General features: G+C 70.3%; 18 protein-coding genes. 17 read left to right on the top strand and 1 reads right to left on the bottom strand.

What is annotated here, in order from left to right:
* Positions 1-7: 7 nt before the first annotated feature.
* Complete coding sequence (locus G472_RS0127880; RefSeq protein WP_029011021.1) at positions 8-418, bottom strand: DUF2000 domain-containing protein; 411 nt, start codon at positions 416-418, stop codon at positions 8-10.
* A 66-nt stretch (positions 419-484) separates the two neighbouring features.
* On the opposite strand from G472_RS0127880, the gene G472_RS0127875 reads away from it, so the two are divergent.
* The 17 genes from G472_RS0127875 to lspA all read left to right on the top strand — a co-directional run bounded on the left by G472_RS0127875 (position 485) and on the right by lspA (position 16177).
* A complete protein-coding gene (locus tag G472_RS0127875; RefSeq protein WP_245593609.1) occupies positions 485-1273 on the top strand; it encodes an AraC family transcriptional regulator in 789 nt (262 codons plus the stop codon).
* Between the two features lie 199 nt (positions 1274-1472).
* Positions 1473-2024, top strand: a complete 552-nt coding sequence (locus G472_RS0127870) for a carbonic anhydrase (RefSeq protein ID WP_029011019.1) — start codon at positions 1473-1475, stop codon at positions 2022-2024.
* 198 nt (positions 2025-2222) lie between these two features.
* Positions 2223-3596, top strand: coding sequence for a nitrogenase iron-molybdenum cofactor biosynthesis protein NifE (nifE, locus tag G472_RS0127865; protein ID WP_029011018.1), 1374 nt, complete (start codon positions 2223-2225; stop codon positions 3594-3596).
* A 22-nt stretch (positions 3597-3618) separates the two neighbouring features.
* On the top strand, positions 3619-5007 hold the full coding sequence (gene nifN / locus G472_RS0127860) for a nitrogenase iron-molybdenum cofactor biosynthesis protein NifN (protein WP_029011017.1): 1389 nt from the start codon (positions 3619-3621) through the stop codon (positions 5005-5007).
* A 53-nt stretch (positions 5008-5060) separates the two neighbouring features.
* Positions 5061-5465 carry a nitrogen fixation protein NifX gene (gene nifX / locus G472_RS0127855; RefSeq protein ID WP_029011016.1) on the top strand — a complete coding sequence of 135 codons (405 nt, stop codon included), beginning with the start codon at positions 5061-5063 and terminating at the stop codon, positions 5463-5465.
* 6 nt (positions 5466-5471) lie between these two features.
* Positions 5472-5930, top strand: a complete 459-nt coding sequence (locus tag G472_RS0127850; RefSeq protein WP_029011015.1) for a NifX-associated nitrogen fixation protein — start codon at positions 5472-5474, stop codon at positions 5928-5930.
* A gap of 23 nt (positions 5931-5953) precedes the next feature.
* On the top strand, positions 5954-6154 hold the full coding sequence (locus G472_RS0127845; protein ID WP_029011014.1) for a CCE_0567 family metalloprotein: 201 nt from the start codon (positions 5954-5956) through the stop codon (positions 6152-6154).
* Between the two features lie 34 nt (positions 6155-6188).
* Positions 6189-6482 (top strand): ferredoxin III, nif-specific, encoded by a 294-nt coding sequence (gene fdxB, locus G472_RS0127840; RefSeq protein ID WP_029011013.1) that lies wholly within the window; start codon positions 6189-6191, stop codon positions 6480-6482.
* A 133-nt stretch (positions 6483-6615) separates the two neighbouring features.
* Positions 6616-8250 (top strand): response regulator, encoded by a 1635-nt coding sequence (locus G472_RS40720; RefSeq protein WP_156927282.1) that lies wholly within the window; start codon positions 6616-6618, stop codon positions 8248-8250.
* A 10-nt stretch (positions 8251-8260) separates the two neighbouring features.
* Complete coding sequence (locus G472_RS0127830; protein WP_084536950.1) at positions 8261-8503, top strand: Hpt domain-containing protein; 243 nt, start codon at positions 8261-8263, stop codon at positions 8501-8503.
* 331 nt (positions 8504-8834) lie between these two features.
* Entirely contained in the window at positions 8835-9284 is a 450-nt protein-coding gene (locus G472_RS0127825) for a MaoC family dehydratase (protein WP_029011010.1), read from the top strand.
* Between the two features lie 145 nt (positions 9285-9429).
* The gene (locus G472_RS0127820) at positions 9430-10380 is read left to right on the top strand and encodes a bifunctional riboflavin kinase/FAD synthetase (protein WP_029011009.1); all 951 of its coding nucleotides are present in this window, start codon (positions 9430-9432) and stop codon (positions 10378-10380) included.
* A 53-nt stretch (positions 10381-10433) separates the two neighbouring features.
* Positions 10434-10916, top strand: coding sequence for a DUF29 domain-containing protein (locus G472_RS0127815; protein WP_029011008.1), 483 nt, complete (start codon positions 10434-10436; stop codon positions 10914-10916).
* Positions 10917-10994: 78 nt separating this feature from the next.
* Positions 10995-11702, top strand: coding sequence for an orotate phosphoribosyltransferase (locus G472_RS0127810; protein ID WP_051341455.1), 708 nt, complete (start codon positions 10995-10997; stop codon positions 11700-11702).
* Positions 11703-11721: 19 nt separating this feature from the next.
* Positions 11722-12552 (top strand): cyclase family protein, encoded by an 831-nt coding sequence (locus tag G472_RS0127805; RefSeq protein ID WP_156927281.1) that lies wholly within the window; start codon positions 11722-11724, stop codon positions 12550-12552.
* Positions 12553-12759: 207 nt separating this feature from the next.
* Positions 12760-15615: an isoleucine--tRNA ligase gene (gene ileS, locus G472_RS0127800; protein ID WP_029011005.1), complete on the top strand. Its 2856-nt coding sequence runs from the start codon at positions 12760-12762 to the stop codon at positions 15613-15615.
* Between the two features lie 55 nt (positions 15616-15670).
* Positions 15671-16177, top strand: coding sequence for a signal peptidase II (lspA, locus tag G472_RS0127795; RefSeq protein WP_051341453.1), 507 nt, complete (start codon positions 15671-15673; stop codon positions 16175-16177).
* Positions 16178-16186 lie beyond the last annotated feature (9 nt).

The following is a 16186-nucleotide window of genomic DNA, read 5'->3' as shown; positions in this document are numbered from 1 at the left end:
CGCCGTCTCACGGGTGCAGGCGCAGCCCCCTGGTCACCCGGTCCACCTCCTTGCGCGGGGCGTGCAGGGCCAGCCCCACCAGGTCCAGGTCCGGCGTCGGGACGGCCGCCACCGCGGCGCGGTTGTCGGCGTCGTTGCCGGTGGCGAACAGCGGCCGGGTGTAGAGCGACACCCGCACGCCCCGCTCCGCCGCCCGCCGCAGGGCGCCGGTCAGGCCGGGGCCGTCGGCGGCGAAGATGAGGATCGGTTGGCGCACCAACGGTCCGTAGACGGTGCCGGAGGCGTCGGCGTAGGCTTCGCCGACGATGTCGGGATGGGACCCGGCGAGCCCGCCTGCCAGGAAGGCGACGACGTTCAGCTTCTGCCAGGTGGCGAGGTCTTCGTGGACGACCACGGCGATCTTGGTTTCGTAGCGCATGGGGGCAGCATGCACGAGGGCATCGGCAGCGGTCTTGAACGATCCTGCACACCCGCGGACGACCGGGTGATCAGCGCCCCCTCGCGGCCCGGCCTGGAACGCATCGAGGCGCGCTTCGCCGGCCACGCCTTCGAACCGCACCGCCACGACACCTACGGCATCGGCCTGACCCTGGACGGCGTCCAGTGCTTCGATTACCGCGGGGTGCACTGCGACAGCCCGGCCGGGCACGCCATCGTGCTGCACCCCGACGAGGTGCACAACGGCCACGCCGGCACCCCGGCAGGGTTCCGCTACCGCATGCTGTACCTGGAACCGCGCCTGGTGCGCGACGCGCTGGGCGGCGCGGGTCCCCTGCCCTTCGTGCGGCCGGCCGTGATCACCGATCCCCGCCTGCTGGCGGCGCTGCGCCCGGCTCTGGCCGACCTCGACCGGGTGCCGGAGGAGGCGGAGGCGGACGCCGCGGTGGTCGCCATCGCCATGGCGCTGGCCGGCCTCGATCCGTCGGCGCGCCGGCGGCGGCGCGGCCCGGCGGCGGTGCGGGCGGTGGAACGGGCGCGCGCCCTGCTCGACGACAACGTGGAGCGGACCGTGACGTCCGCTGAACTGGAGGAGGTCTCCGGCCTCGACCGCTTCGCGCTCACCCGCCATTTCCGCGCCGTGCTGGGCACCAGCCCCTACCGCTACCTGACGATGCGGCGCCTCGACCGGGTGCGGACGCTGATCCGCGACGGCGCACCCCTGGCCGACGCCGCGGCGGCGGCCGGATTTGCCGACCAGAGCCACATGACGCGCCAGTTCAAACGCACCTTCGGCGTGTCGCCCGGCCGCTGGCGGGGGTTGCTGAGGCGCTGAGGGGCACACCGTCCGCAGTTCCGGATGTAATACAATAACGTTGCTGGCCAGCAACGGACCCCGGGCATTCCGCACTCGCGCACCGCATCGGCAGAACACTCAAATGTTGATGGCTATATCCGACGAATTTCGTACTGGTCAGTGCGCGATTGCCTTTCCTAGCGTCTTCAATGAACATCATGATGATCAGGAGACGCGCATGCATACGCACACGGGCGACTGCACCTGCAACACCACCCATGCGCCGGACAGTCGCCGCCGCTTCCTCAAGATCGCGGCACTGGGCGGCGGCGCCATGCTGCTGGGCGTTCCCGCCCTGCGCGAGGCGCGGGCCGCCGGCGGCATCGAGGCCCTGCTGCTGAACTGCATGGATTATCGCCTGACCGACGACACCACCCGCTACATGGACGGGCGCGGCCTGACCAACAACTACGATCAGATCATCCTCGCCGGCGCCGGTCTGGGCGCACTGACCGAGCAGAAGCCGGACTGGAACCAGACCTTCTGGGACCACATCGACGTGGCCAAGCAGCTTCACAACATCAAGCGCGTGATCGTCATGGATCACCGCGACTGCGGTGCCTACAAGGTCTTCCTCGGCCTGGACCTCAAGGACGACCCGGTGAAGGAAACCGCCGTCCACACGGAGATCCTGGTGAAGCTGGGCGGCATGATCCGCGAGAAGCACCCGGACCTGGAGGTGGAACTGCTGCTGATGGCGCTGGACGGCAGCGTCCAGAAGATCGGCTAACCCTCCGCGCGCGGACCTCGGCCGGCCCCGGGGTCCGTTGCGCGTGTCCGACACCCGACAATCCTCCCTCCCTGTCGGGTTCCGTACATCGCCTGAGCGGCACGCCAATCCTTTCTTCGCAATAGGTTAGAAAGCACCGCCCCTCCTGGCACGCACCGTGCATTGCACGGGTCCGGACCAGCCGCGGGAGGTGCAGCGATGCTTCAGGACAAGATCCAGGAGGCCTTCAACGAGCCGGGCTGCGCGGTCAATCAGGCCAAGTCGGAGAAGGAGCGCAAGAAGGGCTGCACCAAGGCGCTGAAGCCCGGCGCGGCCGCCGGTGGCTGCGCCTATGACGGGGCGATGATCGCGCTGCAGCCCATCGCCGACGTGGCGCACCTGGTGCACGGCCCCATCGCCTGCCTCGGCAACTCGTGGGACAACCGCGGCTGTCGCTCTTCGGGGCCGCAGCTCTACCGCACCGGCTTCACCACCGACCTGTCGGAACTGGACGTCATCCACGGCGGCGAGAAGAAGCTGTTCAAGGCGATCAAGGAGATCGTGCAGCAGTACGATCCGCCGGCGGTCTTCGTCTACCAGACCTGCGTCCCCGCCATGATCGGCGACGACCTGGAGGCGGTGTGCAAGCACGCCTCGGCCCGGTTCGGCAAGCCGGTGATCCCGGTTATGGCGCCGGGCTTCGCGGGCTCCAAGAACCTGGGCAACAAGCTGGCCGGCAACACGCTGCTGGAGCACGTGATCGGCACGGTCGAGCCGGAGCGCACGACCCCCACGGACGTCTGCATCGTCGGCGAATACAACCTGGCCGGCGAGATGTGGCAGGTCACCCCGCTGCTGGACGAGATCGGCATCCGCATCCTGTCCTCCATCTCCGGCGACGGGCGCTACCGGGACGTGGCGGCGGCGCACCGGGCGCGCGTCACCATGGTGGTGTGCTCCCAGGCGCTGGTGAACATCGGCCGCACCCTGGAGGAGCGCTGGGGCATCCCCTACTTCGAAGGCTCCTTCTACGGCGTCACCGACACCTCCGACACGCTGCGCACCATGGCGCGCATGCTGGTGGCCCGCGGCGCCCCGGCCGACATCATCGACCGCGCCGAGAGCGTCATCGCCCGCGAGGAGGCGCGCGTGCGGCGGCGGCTGGAGGTGTATGTGCCGCGCTTCCGGGGCAAGCGGGTGCTGCTGTTCACCGGCGGCGTCAAGAGCTGGTCCATGGTCACCGCCCTGGAAGAGGCCGGGCTGACCATCATCGGCACCTCCACCAAGAAGTCGACCAAGGAGGACAAGGACCGCATCCGCAAGATGAAGGGGGCGGAGTTCCACACCTGGGACGACCTGAAGCCGCGGGAGATGTACCGGATGCTGCGGGATTCCGAGGCCGACATCATGCTGTCGGGCGGGCGGTCGCAGTTCATCGCGCTGAAGGCCAAGGTGCCCTGGCTGGACGTCAACCAGGAGCGCCACCACCCCTTCGCCGGGTACGACGGCATCGTCAACCTGTGCGAGGAGATCGACAAGACCCTCTCCAACCCGATGTGGCGGCAGGTCCGCCAGCCCGCCCCCTGGGAATGACGGATCGAGTGAGGCACCGGCCATGACGCACGTCCACCGCTTTCCCACCTCCGCCAAGGCGGCCGCCACCAACCCGCTGAAGATGAGCCAGCCCCTGGGGGCCGCCCTCGCCTTCCTCGGCATGGACCGCTGCCTGCCGGTCTTCCACGGCTCCCAGGGCTGCACCGCCTTCGGCCTGGTCCTGCTGGTCCGCCACTTCCGCGAGGCGATCCCGCTGCAGACCACCGCCATGGACCAGGTCTCCACCATCCTCGGCGGCTACGAGAACCTGGAAGCGGCCATCCGCAACATCCACGAACGGATGGCCCCGGACCTGATCGGCATCTGCACCACCGGCGTCACCGAGACCAAGGGCGAGGACCTGGCCGGCCACTACGCCACCTTCCGGCAGCGCAACCCGGCCCTGGACGGTCTGGGGCTGGTGTTCGTCAACACCCCCGACTTCGCCGGCGGCTTCGAGGACGGCTTCGCCGCCGCCGTCACCGGCATCGTCGAGCGCTTCGCCCGGCCCGCCGGCACCACCGTCAAGGGCCAGGTCAACGTGCTGGCCGGCAGCCATCTCAGCCCCGGCGACGTGGAGGAACTGCGCGACGTCATGGAGCAGTTCGGCCTGAAGCCGATCATCCTGCCCGACCTCGGCCTGTCCCTGTGCGGCCGCCAGCCGTCCGACTTCACCCCCTATTCGCTGGGCGGGACGACGCTGGACCAGGTGCGTCTGATGGGGACATCGGAAGCGACGCTGGTGATCGGCGAGCACATGCGCGTCGCCGCCGCGGCGCTGGAGCTGAAGACCGACGTGCGCTCCGTCTTTTTCGACCGGCTGACCGGGCTGGAGCCGTGCGACCGCTTCATCCGCACGCTGGCGGAGATTTCCGGCCGGCCCGTCCCGGCCCGCCTGCGCCGCCAGCGCGAGAGTCTGGTGGACGCCATGCTCGACGGGCACTTCTTCTTTTCGCGCAAGCGCATCGCCGTCGCCCTGGAACCCGACCTGCTGTACGCGGTCAGCAGCTTCCTGGCCGACCTCGGGGCCACCGTGACGGCCGCCGTGTCGCCCACCCAGGCGGCGGTGCTGGACAAGGTCCGGGCCACCACGGTGATGGTCGGCGACCATTCCGACCTGGAGGCGGTGGCGCGCGAGGCGGACCTGATCGTCTCCAACGCCCACGGCCGCATGGGTGCCGAGCGGTTGGCCACGCCGCTCCACCGCATGGGGCTGCCGGTGTTCGACCGGCTGGGCGCCGGACTGAAGGTCGGTGTCGGCTACCGCGGCACCCGCGATCTGCTGTTCGAAATCGGCAACCTCTTCCTGGCCCGGGAGATGGAGCACGGCCACGGCGGCCCGCACGGCGATGGCGGGCACCACGGGGCGCACCACTGCGGGGGCGGATCATGCGGATGCAGCGCCGGCTGAGGCTGGTCGAGGGCGGCGACGACAGCGGGGCGAAGCGCCCCCGAGGAGGAGTGATGAAGGTAGCGTTCTGCACGCAGGACATGCAGCACGTCGACGCCCACTTCGGCTGGGCCAGGAACATCGCCGTCTATGAGGTGGACCCCGCCGGGTACCGCTTCCTGGAGACCTTCCAGTTCGGCGGCTCGATGTTCGAGGACGGTAACGAGGACAAGCTGGTGCCGAAGCTGGAGGCGATCGGCGATTGCGCCATCGTCTACCTGTCGGCCATCGGCGCCTCGGCGGCGGCGCGGGTGGTGGCGAAGAAGATCCACCCCGTGAAGGTGGAGGCGACCGAGCCCATCACCGCCCTGCTGGACCGCCTGCTCACCACCATCAACGCCAACCCGCCGCCCTGGCTGCGCAAGGCGCTGGCCAATGGCGAAACCCGCACCATCGATTTCGACGACGAGGAGGATTGAGCCGTCATGTCCGAAACCGCGACCGCCCCGGACGTCGAGGAGCTGTTCCACCGCATGCTGGTCATGCTGTTCCGCGCCGAGGACAGCTACGGCGCCTGGGAAGGCAAGAGCGACGACACCATCCTGGCCCCCTTCATCCTGGACAAGGAGGCGCGCGCCGCCATCCCGATGATCGGCGACCCGGACCCCGACACCCTGTGGCGGCTGGAGCTGTTCTATAAGGCCGTCGGCATCTGCATCGAGAAGCTGGCCGGCGTCATGGCCACACCGATGCTGAAGATGAGCCACGAGGGCTTCGGCCGCGTGGTGCTGATCGCCGGCCGGCTGGTGGTGGTGTCCCGCCACCTGCGCGACGTCCACCGCTTCGGCTTCCCCACCGCCGACAAGCTGAAATCCGACGGCGCCAAGCTGGTGCGCGAGGCGGTGGCCCTGATCGAGGCCCACCCCGAGGTCGCCCGGATCTGACCGCAGCAGAGGAGTCCCCGGACGTGACCGACGTCGCCGCGCTCAAGGACGAGATCAAGAAGCTGAACGCCCGCGCCACCCAGAAGAAGATGGACCTGCACGACCTGTCCGAGGAACTGCCCCGGGAGTGGGAGCGCATCCTCGACGTCGCCGCCGAGACCTTCGACGCCTACAAGACGCTCGCCGAGAAGCGGGCGGAACTGAAGGCGCTGGAAAAGGCATGACTCCCCACCACCCTTTACGACCCGGAGCACACCCATGACCGTCTACGTCACCGGCCTCACCCGCGGCGGCGCCGCCTGGACGCCCAAGTTCGTCGAGTCCATCGACCAGGGCCAATGCATCGGCTGCGGCCGCTGCTTCAAGGTGTGCGGCCGCGGCGTCCTGGAACTGATCGGCATCACCGAGGACGGTGACATCGTCGATGCCTTCGACGACGAGGCCGAGAAGAAGGTGATGAGCGTCCGCGAGGCCGCCAACTGCATCGGCTGCGAGAGCTGCGCCAAGGTCTGCTCGAAAAGCTGTATCACCCACCGGGCGCTCGCCGCCTGACGGACGGGATCGCTCCGGAGAGCGGGGCGATGCGGATGCGATGATGGAAGGGTGGATGCGGGGCGGCACGCCGGTGTAAAGGGATGGGCCAGGGGTGCGCGTCATCCGGCACCAGCCACGGGTTCCCTCCACCATGACACCACGCGACGCCGCCTCCGGTCCGCATGCGGGTGACGGCGCCGACCCCCGCCGGCGCCGGTGGCGCCGCGCGGCCGGCGCGGCGGCCGTGGCGGCCCTGGTGTGCGGTGCCGGCGCCTGGCTGGCCGCCGGCCCCTTGGCCGGCTCCCCCGGCCGGACCGCCGAAGCGGCGGAGGCCGCCGCCTTCGACGTGATCCGGCTGGCCGAAGCCGCGGGCCGCGTCACCGGCGGCACACCGCACCTGGAACACGCCCGCACCGGCACGCGGCGGCAAAGCGTCTACATCGGCCTGCGCCAGCACGCCCGGGAGGTGCAGGAGCTGCGGGAGTCCCTGACCGGTCGGATCGATCCGGCGCACGGCGACGGGTTGCGCCGGCTGCTGGTCGGGCTGGAAACCCATCTGGACGACCTGAACCACCTGGCGGAGCGGCGCATCGGCCTGGAGGAGGAGCTGAGGACCGCCGCCGGCCGCATCGCCGAGCGCCACGCCACCTTCCGCGGCGTCCTGTCGTCGGTGCGCGAGGAGAGCATCGCGGCGCTGCACCGCGGCGCGCCGGACGCCGCCGCGGCGGCGGATCTGCTGCGCATCCGCGAAGAGCTGGAGGACCAGGGCCGCACCCTCGCCGACCTGCTGTTCGCTGCGACGACCGAGGTGCGGCGCCCCCGTCTGGTGGCGCAACAGGCCGAATTCCGCCGCACCGTCGCCCGGATGGAAGCACTGCTGGACCGCCTGCCGATCGGCCCGGCCAGCGCCCGCCGGGCCGATGCGGCACGCCAGCTTGCCGCCCCCGGCATCGACAGCGCCGGCATCTTCGACCTGCGCCTGGAGCTGCTCCGCACCACCGACGCCATCGCCGACCTCACCCGCCACGGCCGCGACAAGGCGGCGGACCTGGCCCGCCTGGCGGAGCGCACCGCCCTGGCCCTGCGGGCGGAGGCCGCGGACGCACGGGGCCGGGCGGCGGCCCTCGACCGGGCGGCGGCGGCGGCAGCCCTGGCGGCGGCCCTGGCCGCGGCGCTGGCGGTGTGGTTCGGCCGGCTGGCCGCCCGACCGTCGCCTGCCGTGCCCGATAACGCCGGCGCAGCGGAGCCCGATGCGGCTCCGGCCACCGTGCCGCCGCTGACCATCCTGATGGCGGAGGACGAACGCATCAACCAGATGGTCGGCGCCGCCCTGCTGCGCCGTCACGGCCATGCCGTCACCGTGGTGGCCGACGGCCGCGCCGCGGTCGACGCCGCGGCCGACGGCGGCTTCGACCTGGTGCTCATGGACCTGCGGATGCCGGTGATGGACGGGCTGGAGGCGGTCCGGCGCATCCGCGCCCTGGCCGATCCGGCGCGCGCCGGCGTGCGCATGGTCATGCTGACCGCCAGCATCGTGCCGGAGGACGCCGAACGCTGCCTCGTCGCCGGAGCCGACGCGGTGCTGCCCAAACCGCTGCAGTACGACGCGCTGGAGCCCGTCCTGGCACGCCTGTTCTCTGCCGGCGGCGGCACCGTACCGGCCGCCGGCCCTGCCCCCGGAGAGGCGGTGTTCAGCGACGCCGCACTGCGCGAGATGCGCGACGCCCTGCCGGCGGACCGCGTCGCCCGCCTGATCGAAGGCACCGTCGCCACGCTCGGCACCTAATCACGGCACGCTGGAGGCCGCATGGCGCAGCGGCGACCGCGCCACCGTCGCGGCCATGGCCCACAAGATCGCCGGAGTCGCCGGTGTCTACGGCTGCCTGCGGCTGCGCCGCTGCGCCATGGTGCTGGAATCGTGCATCGAGCGGGACGAGGGCGACCCGGCACCGCTGGTGGACGCGCTGGCCGCCGCCGTCCCGCCGGCCCTGGAGGCCCTGCGCGCCCAAGGCGGCGCCCTGCGCGCCGCGACCGGATGAAGCGGCGCCGGTTCCGGCAGCTTTTGCCATACCGGGTTCGGTACGTCCTGACGTCCGAACCCGGTATCGGCCGCGACGGCGGCCGCGGCCCGATAGGGCCGAAGCCTGCATGGCGTTTGAACGCAGCCGTCAGGATTGTCCTGACCGCGTATCGAAGGTTCCACTGTCGCGTCTCTGCACATCCCAAAAAGAACATCAAAGGTAAATGCAAATTTACCTTTCTCCCGGAGGTTGCTCTTGCAAGAGTGTCGGTGCATTGCATATATTGCAGCGCAGCATTGACGCGCCCGTCACCGGCCGCATCCAAAAAAGAGCAGCAAGAGGACCCCACATGGACGACGTTCGTCAGATCTCCAAGGAGCTTGACGGCCACTATCTCGAGGACCTGTCCGTCGGCATGACGGCGTCCTATGCCAAGACGGTGACCGAAGCCGACATCGTGCTGTACGCCGGCATTTCCGGCGACACCAACCCGGTGCACCTGAACCAGGAATACGCCAGCGGCACCATGTTCCAGGGCCGCATCGCCCACGGCATGCTGACGGCCGGGTTCATTTCGGCGGTGCTGGGCACCAAGCTGCCGGGGCCGGGCTGCATCTACATGTCCCAGTCGCTGAAGTTCAAGGCGCCGGTGCGCATCGGCGACACGGTGACCGCGCGGGCCACGGTGACCGAGATCATCGCCGAGAAGCGCCGCGTCGTCATGCGCACGGTCTGCTCCACCGGCGACACCGTGGTGCTCGAAGGCGAGGCGCTGCTGATGGTCCCCTCGCGCGGCTGATCGTCCGGCCGGGTGCGTTTACCCCGCGGCGGGTCTGGTCTATATACTCGCCCGGCGGCCCGGCCCGTCCGTCCCGGTGGCGGCGGGCCGGACCCCTTCCGGCTGCGGGCATCCGGCCCGGGGCGAGAGCGCACTCAAGGCCCGCATGCGACTGTTCCGACACACCGACCACCTGCCCGACGGCGCGCGCGGCGCCGTGGTGGCGCTCGGCAACTTCGACGGCGTCCACCGCGGCCACCGGGCGGTGATCGCGGCGGCACAGGCGCACGCCCGCGCCCTTGGCGTGCCGGCCGGCGTGCTGACCTTCGAACCGCACCCGCGCAGCGTCTTCCGCCCCGACGACCCGCCCTTCCGCCTCACCCCCTTCCGCGTGCGCACCCGCTACCTGGAGGAGCTGGGCGTCGATCTGCTGTTCGTCGTCCATTTCGACGACCGCTTCCGCCACACCCCGGCCGAGGGATTCGTGACCGAGGCGCTGGTCGACGGCCTGGGCATCCGTCACGCGGTGTGCGGCTGGGACTTCCTGTTCGGCCACGGCCGCGCCGGTGACGTGGCTCTGCTGGAGCGGCTGGGGAAGGACCACGGCTTCGGCGTCACCACGGTGGGCCCGGTGACCGACCCCGAGGGCGGCGTCTACTCCTCGACCCGCGTGCGCGACGCCCTGGTGCACGGCCGCCCGCGCGAAGCGGCGCACATCCTGGGCCACCACTGGGAGGTCGAGGGCCGGGTCGAGCACGGCGACCGCCGCGGCCGCACCATCGGCTTCCCCACCGCCAACGTCGAACTGGGGGAGTACCTGCGGCCCGCCTTCGGCGTCTACGCCGTGCAGGCCGGCGTGGACCTCGGCCGGGAGACCGTCTGGCACGACGGCGTCGCCAATCTGGGCCGCCGGCCCACCGTCGGCGGCCTGGTGGAGCGGCTGGAGGTCCATCTGTTCGACTTCGCCGGCGATCTCTACGGCCAGCATCTGCGCGTGCGGCTGATCGACTTCCTGCGCCCGGAACGCCGGTTCGCCGATCTGGACGCGCTGAAGGCGCAGATCGCCCTGGACGCCGCCGCCGCCCGCGCGGCGCTGGCCGGGACCGGGGCGTTGTAGGAAGCCCGAAGCACCTGTTATCCTCGGCGACGGACCGGCCGCAGGGGAACGCCATGCCCGATGGAAGCCTCTTCGAACGCGACTTCTACGCCTGGACGCGCGAGCAGGCCGCCGCCCTGCGCCGGATGCTTGCTGCACGCGCCAACACCGAGCTGGACCTGGAGCACCTGGCGGAGGCCGTAGAGGAAATGGGCAACAGCGACCTCGGCGCCCTTCAAAGCGACCTTGCCCGCGTGATCGAACACCTGCTGAAGCTGGAATACTCCCCGGCCGCCGACCCTCGCCGGGAATGGGTCCTGAGCGTCATCGAACACCGCGGACGCGCGCAGTTCGCCATCGAGCGCAGCGGTACCCTGAAACGCATGCTGCCGGACATCGCCCCGGGGGCCTGGCGCCACGGCCGCACGCTCGCCGCCAAGGCCATGCAGATGCTCGACGCGGTCGACCCCCGCTCCCTGCCGGCCGAGTGCCCCTATGGCATCGACCAAATCCTCGACGAGGACTTTTTCCCCGCCAACCGCCACGGGTCGGAGTAGGCCCCCGGCGGTTGCCAAGCCGGACGGTGCGCTCTACACAAGGGGCCGCCGATAGCCCTCCGTGCGGAGCCCCGTTCCATGACCACCGCCCCCTCCTCCCTCGCCGTCCGCCACGACGCCGACGCCATCGCCGCCATGGCCGCCTCGATCCTGCTGGAGATCAAGGCGTTGCACTTCAACGCCGAGAAGCCCTTCATCTTCACCTCCGGCTGGGCCAGCCCGGTCTACACCGACTGCCGCCGCATCATCTCCTTCCCGCGCGCCCGGCGCGCCCTGATGGATTTCGGGGTCGCCACCATCCAGCGCGAGGTGGGGTTCGAGTCCGTGGACGCGGTGGCCGGCGGCGAGACCGCGGGCATTCCCTTCGCCGCCTGGATGGCCGACCTCATGGGCCTGCCCATGCAGTACATCCGCAAGAAGCCCAAGGGCTTCGGCCGCAACGCCCAGATCGAGGGCGTGGTGAACGACGGCGACCGGGTGCTGCTGGTCGAGGACCTGGCGACCGACGGCAAGAGCAAGGAGAACTTCGTCACCGCCCTGCGCACCGCCGGCGCCACGGTGACCGACACCTTCGTCATCTTCCACTACGGCATCTTCCCGCAGTCGAAGGCGGTGATGGAGGGAATGGGCGTGCGCCTGCACGCGCTGTGCACCTGGTGGGACGTGCTGAAGGTGGCGCGCGCCAACGGCTACTTCGACACCGCCACCCTGGATGAGGTGGAAAAGTTCCTGCACAATCCGGTGGACTGGTCGGCGGCGCACGGCGGCAAGGCCAGCTTCGACTGAGCTTCGATCGAGGGGCGCCATGGTGAAGCCTGTGCATGCCGTCATCCTAGCCGCGGCCCTGACTCTCGGGGCCGCGCCCGGGCTCCGGGCGGCGGAGCCCGCCGGGCTGTGGGGGCTGCTGTCGCAGCTTCAGACGAAGACGTACATCGACCTCACCCACGCGTTCGGACCCGGCATCCCCCATTGGCCCGGCTTCGATGACGAACGCCGCACCACCCTCTATTCCTACGACGGCGCCCGGGCGTCGAAGGGGGCGGGTTTCCTGGCCCATGAGTACTGCCATGTCGGGCAGTGGGGCACCCACGTCGACCCGCCGGCCCACTTCGTCAAGGGGCTGCGGACCATCGAGGACATCGGCGTGAAGGAGATGATCCTGCCGCTGGTCGTTTTCGACGTCTCCGCCGCCGCGGCCGCGGACCCGGATTACCAAATCACCATGGACGACGTGCGCGCCTGGGAGAGCCGGCACGGCCCGGTGCCTGACGGCGCGTTCGCCGCCATGCGCACCGACTGGTCGAAGCGCTGGCCCGACCCCGTTGCCATGCGCAACGCCGACGCGTCCGGCACCGCCCATTATCCGGGCTGGAGCCGGGAGGTGCTGACCTATCTCTACGAGGAGCGCAGCATCACCGCGTCCGGGCACGAGACGACGGACACCGATCCCGGCGTCGCCACCAGCCGCAACGACTATTCCCTGGAAGCCTATATCCTGTCGCGCGACCGCTACCAGATCGAATTGCTGGCCAACCTCGACCGGGTGCCGGAGGCAGGTGCGATCGCCGTCGTCACCTTCCCCAAGCCGTCGCAAGGGTCGGGCTTTCCGGCGCGGGTCTTCGCCATCCTGCCGTGACGCCCTGCCATCGTCGCCGCGCACCTTGACCCCCCGCCGCCGGCCGCTATTATCCCGCGCCATGACACACTCGGTCCCAGCCTGCGGGCGATTCCGTCGAATTACCACCGGCCCGGCTCCCTGAAGGGGGCCGAGCCATTATCCGTTGCACGCTGAAGTCGGCAGCCGGACCGCTGCTCGCCGACGCTTCGCCCCCGGGGACCCGGAATGACCCGCGACTACAAAGCCACCGTCTTCCTGCCGCGCACCGATTTTCCCATGCGCGGCGGCCTGCCGACCAAAGAGCCCGAGCTGCTGAAGCGCTGGGCCGGCATGGACCTGTTCCGCCGCCTGCGCGAAACCTCGGCCGGACGGCCGAAGTTCACGCTGCACGACGGCCCGCCGTATGCGAACGGCAACATCCACATCGGCCACGCGCTGAACAAGATCCTGAAGGACATCATCAACCGCTCGCGGCAGATGCTGGGCAACGACGCCAACTACGTCCCCGGCTGGGACTGCCACGGCCTGCCCATCGAGTGGAAGATCGAGGAGAAGTACCGGGCCGCCGGCCAGGACAAGGACGCGGTGCCGATCGTGCAGTTCCGCGCGGAGTGCCGGCAGTTCGCCCAGCACTGGGTCGATGTCCAGACCGGGGAGTTCAAGCGGCTGGGCGTGGAGGGCGACTGGGTGCGTCCCTACACCACCATGACCTTCCCGGCCGAAGCGCAGATCGTGCGGGAGATCCACAAGTTCGCGCTGAACGGCGGCCTCTACAAGGGCGCCAAGCCCGTCCTGTGGTCGGTGGTGGAGAAGACCGCCCTGGCCGAGGCGGAGGTGGAATACCACGACCACACCTCCACCACCTGCTTCGTGCGCTTCCCCGTGTCGGGGTCGGGCACGCCGGAGGTGGACGAGGCCAGCGTGGTCATCTGGACCACCACGCCGTGGACCCTGCCGGGCAACCGCGCCCTGGCGTACGGCAAGGAGATCGAGTACGGCGTCTACACGGTGAAGGCGGTCGCGGAGGATTCCGCGGCCAGGGTCGGCGAGCGGCTGGTGGTCGCCACCGCGCTGGCCGACGCCGTCGCCGCGGAGGCGAAGATCACCGAATGGGCCTGTCGCCACCGCTTCCCCGGTGCCCGCCTGGCGGGCACGCTGTGCCGCCACCCGCTGGCCGGCAAGGGCTATGACTTCACCGTGCCGATGCTGGCGGGCGACTTCGTCACCACCGACGCCGGCACCGGCTTCGTCCACATAGCACCGGGCCACGGCGAGGACGACTTCCACCTGGGCATGGCCAACGGCATCGCGGTGCCGCAGACGGTGGGCGAGGACGGCCGCTACTACGACCATGTGCCGCTGTTCGCGGGCCTGCGCGTCTACACCGACCAGGGCAAGCCGGGCGAGGCCAACAACGCCGTGCTGGACGCCATCCGCGACGCCGGGGGACTGCTGGCCCGCGGGCGGATCAAGCACAGCTACCCGCACTCCTGGCGGTCCAAGGCGCCGCTGATCTTCCGCACCACGCCGCAGTGGTTCATCTCCATGGAGACGAACGAGCTGCGCCGGGTGGCCTTGCAGGCCATTTCCGACACCCGCTGGGTGCCGCCGCAGGGCGAGAACCGCATCCGCGCCATGATCGAGCAGCGGCCGGACTGGTGCATCAGCCGCCAGCGCGCCTGGGGCGTGCCCATCGCCGTGTTCGTGCGCAAGTCCGACGGGGAGCTGCTGCGCGACGCCGCGGTGTACGAGCGGGTGGCCGCGGTCTTCGAGGCGGAGGGCTCCGACACCTGGTTCGCCCGCGACCCGCAGGAGTTCCTGGGCGACGCGTACAGCGCGGCCGACTTCGAGCAGGTGCGCGACATCGTCGACGTGTGGTTCGAGTCCGGCTCCACCCACGCCTTCGTGCTGGAGCAGCGGCCGGAGCTGCAATGGCCGGCCTCCCTCTACCTGGAGGGGTCCGACCAGCACCGCGGCTGGTTCCATTCCTCGCTGCTGGAAAGCTGCGGCACCCGCGGCCGCGCCCCCTACGACGCGGTGCTGACCCACGGCTTCACGCTGGACGAGCAGGGCCGCAAGATGTCCAAGTCGCTGGGCAACGTGGTCGCCCCGCAGGACGTCTGCGACAAGTACGGTGCCGACATCCTGCGCCTGTGGGTGGTCGGCACCGACTACAGCGAGGACCAGCGCATCGGTCCGGAGATCATCAAGTACCAGGCCGACCTGTACCGCCGCCTGCGCAATACGCTGCGCTACCTGCTGGGCGCGCTGGCCGACTACACCCCGGCCGAGCGCATCGAGCCGGCCCGCATGCCCGAGCTGGAGCGCTGGGTGCTGCACCGGCTGGTCGAGCTGGACCGCCGCGTACGCGCGGACATCGAGGCGTACGACTTCCACAGCCTGGCGACGGCGCTGCACACCTTCTGCGCCGTCGACCTGTCGGCCTTCTATTTCGACGTGCGCAAGGACAGCCTCTACTGCGACCGGCCGGACGGCGACCGCCGCCGGGCCGTGCGCACGGTGATGGAACACCTGCTGTCCTGCCTGACCGCCTGGCTGGCGCCGATCCTGTGCTTCACCGCGGAGGAGGCGTGGCTGGCCCGCCCCGACGGGCTGAAGGACGGCGTGGCGGATGACGCCGACAGCGTGCACCTGCGCGTCTTCCCCGACATCCCCGAGGCGTGGCGCGACGACGCGCTGGCGGCCAAGTGGGCGACGGTGCGCGACGTCCGCCGCGCCGTCACCGGCGCCCTGGAACTGGAGCGGGCGAACAAGCGGATCGGCTCGTCCCTTCAGGCCCGGCCGACGGTGTACGTCGACGACGCCACCGCGGCGGTGCTGGACAGCGTCGCCTTCGACGACGTGTGCATCACCTCGGGTATCACGGTCGCCACCGGCACACCGCCCGGCGACGCCTTCACCCTGCCCGACCTGCCGGGTGTCGCCGTGGTCCCGGCCCCGGCCGAGGGGGAGAAGTGCGAACGCTGCTGGAAGGTCCTGCCGGAGGTCGGCACCATCGCCGACCACCCGACGCTGTGCCACCGCTGCGCCGATTCGGTCGAGCACGCGCCGACGGCGTGAGCGGTCTTGCCCCCTCCCCCGCCTCCGGCGGGGGAGGGTATACAGGAGAGGCTTCATGAACGCCTTCGTCGCACCGTCCCAGGGGCGCTCGCATCTCACCGCCGGCCTGGCGGTGGCCGTCCTGGTCCTGGTGCTCGACCAGGTCACGAAGTGGTGGATCCTCGACGTGGTGATGCAGCCCTTCCCCCGGGTCATCGAGGTCACGCCCTTCTTCAACCTCGTGCTGGTGTGGAATTACGGCGTCAGCTTCGGCACCTTCGCCAGCGAGGCGGCCTACATGCCCTATGTGCTGAGCGCCATCTCCATCGGCATCGCCGGCTTCCTGGTGGTGTGGATGCGCCAGGCGGAGAACCGCCTGACCGCGCTGGCGCTGGGGCTGGTGGTGGGCGGTGCGCTCGGCAACGTGGTGGACCGACTGCTCTACGGCGCCGTCGCCGACTTCCTGGACTTCCATGTGGCCGGCTGGCACTTCTGGGCCTTCAACGTCGCCGACAGCGGAATCACCGTCGGCGTGGCGCTCCTCGTCATAGACGGGTTGTTCCGGAGCCATGAAACGTCGTAATAGTGCTGG

The organism is Azospirillum halopraeferens DSM 3675 (assembly GCF_000429625.1).
Classification (GTDB): Bacteria; Pseudomonadota; Alphaproteobacteria; order Azospirillales; family Azospirillaceae; genus Azospirillum; species Azospirillum halopraeferens.
The sequence above is the reverse complement of the archived record's forward strand: the minus strand, read 5'-3'. Positions and strand labels throughout refer to the sequence as shown.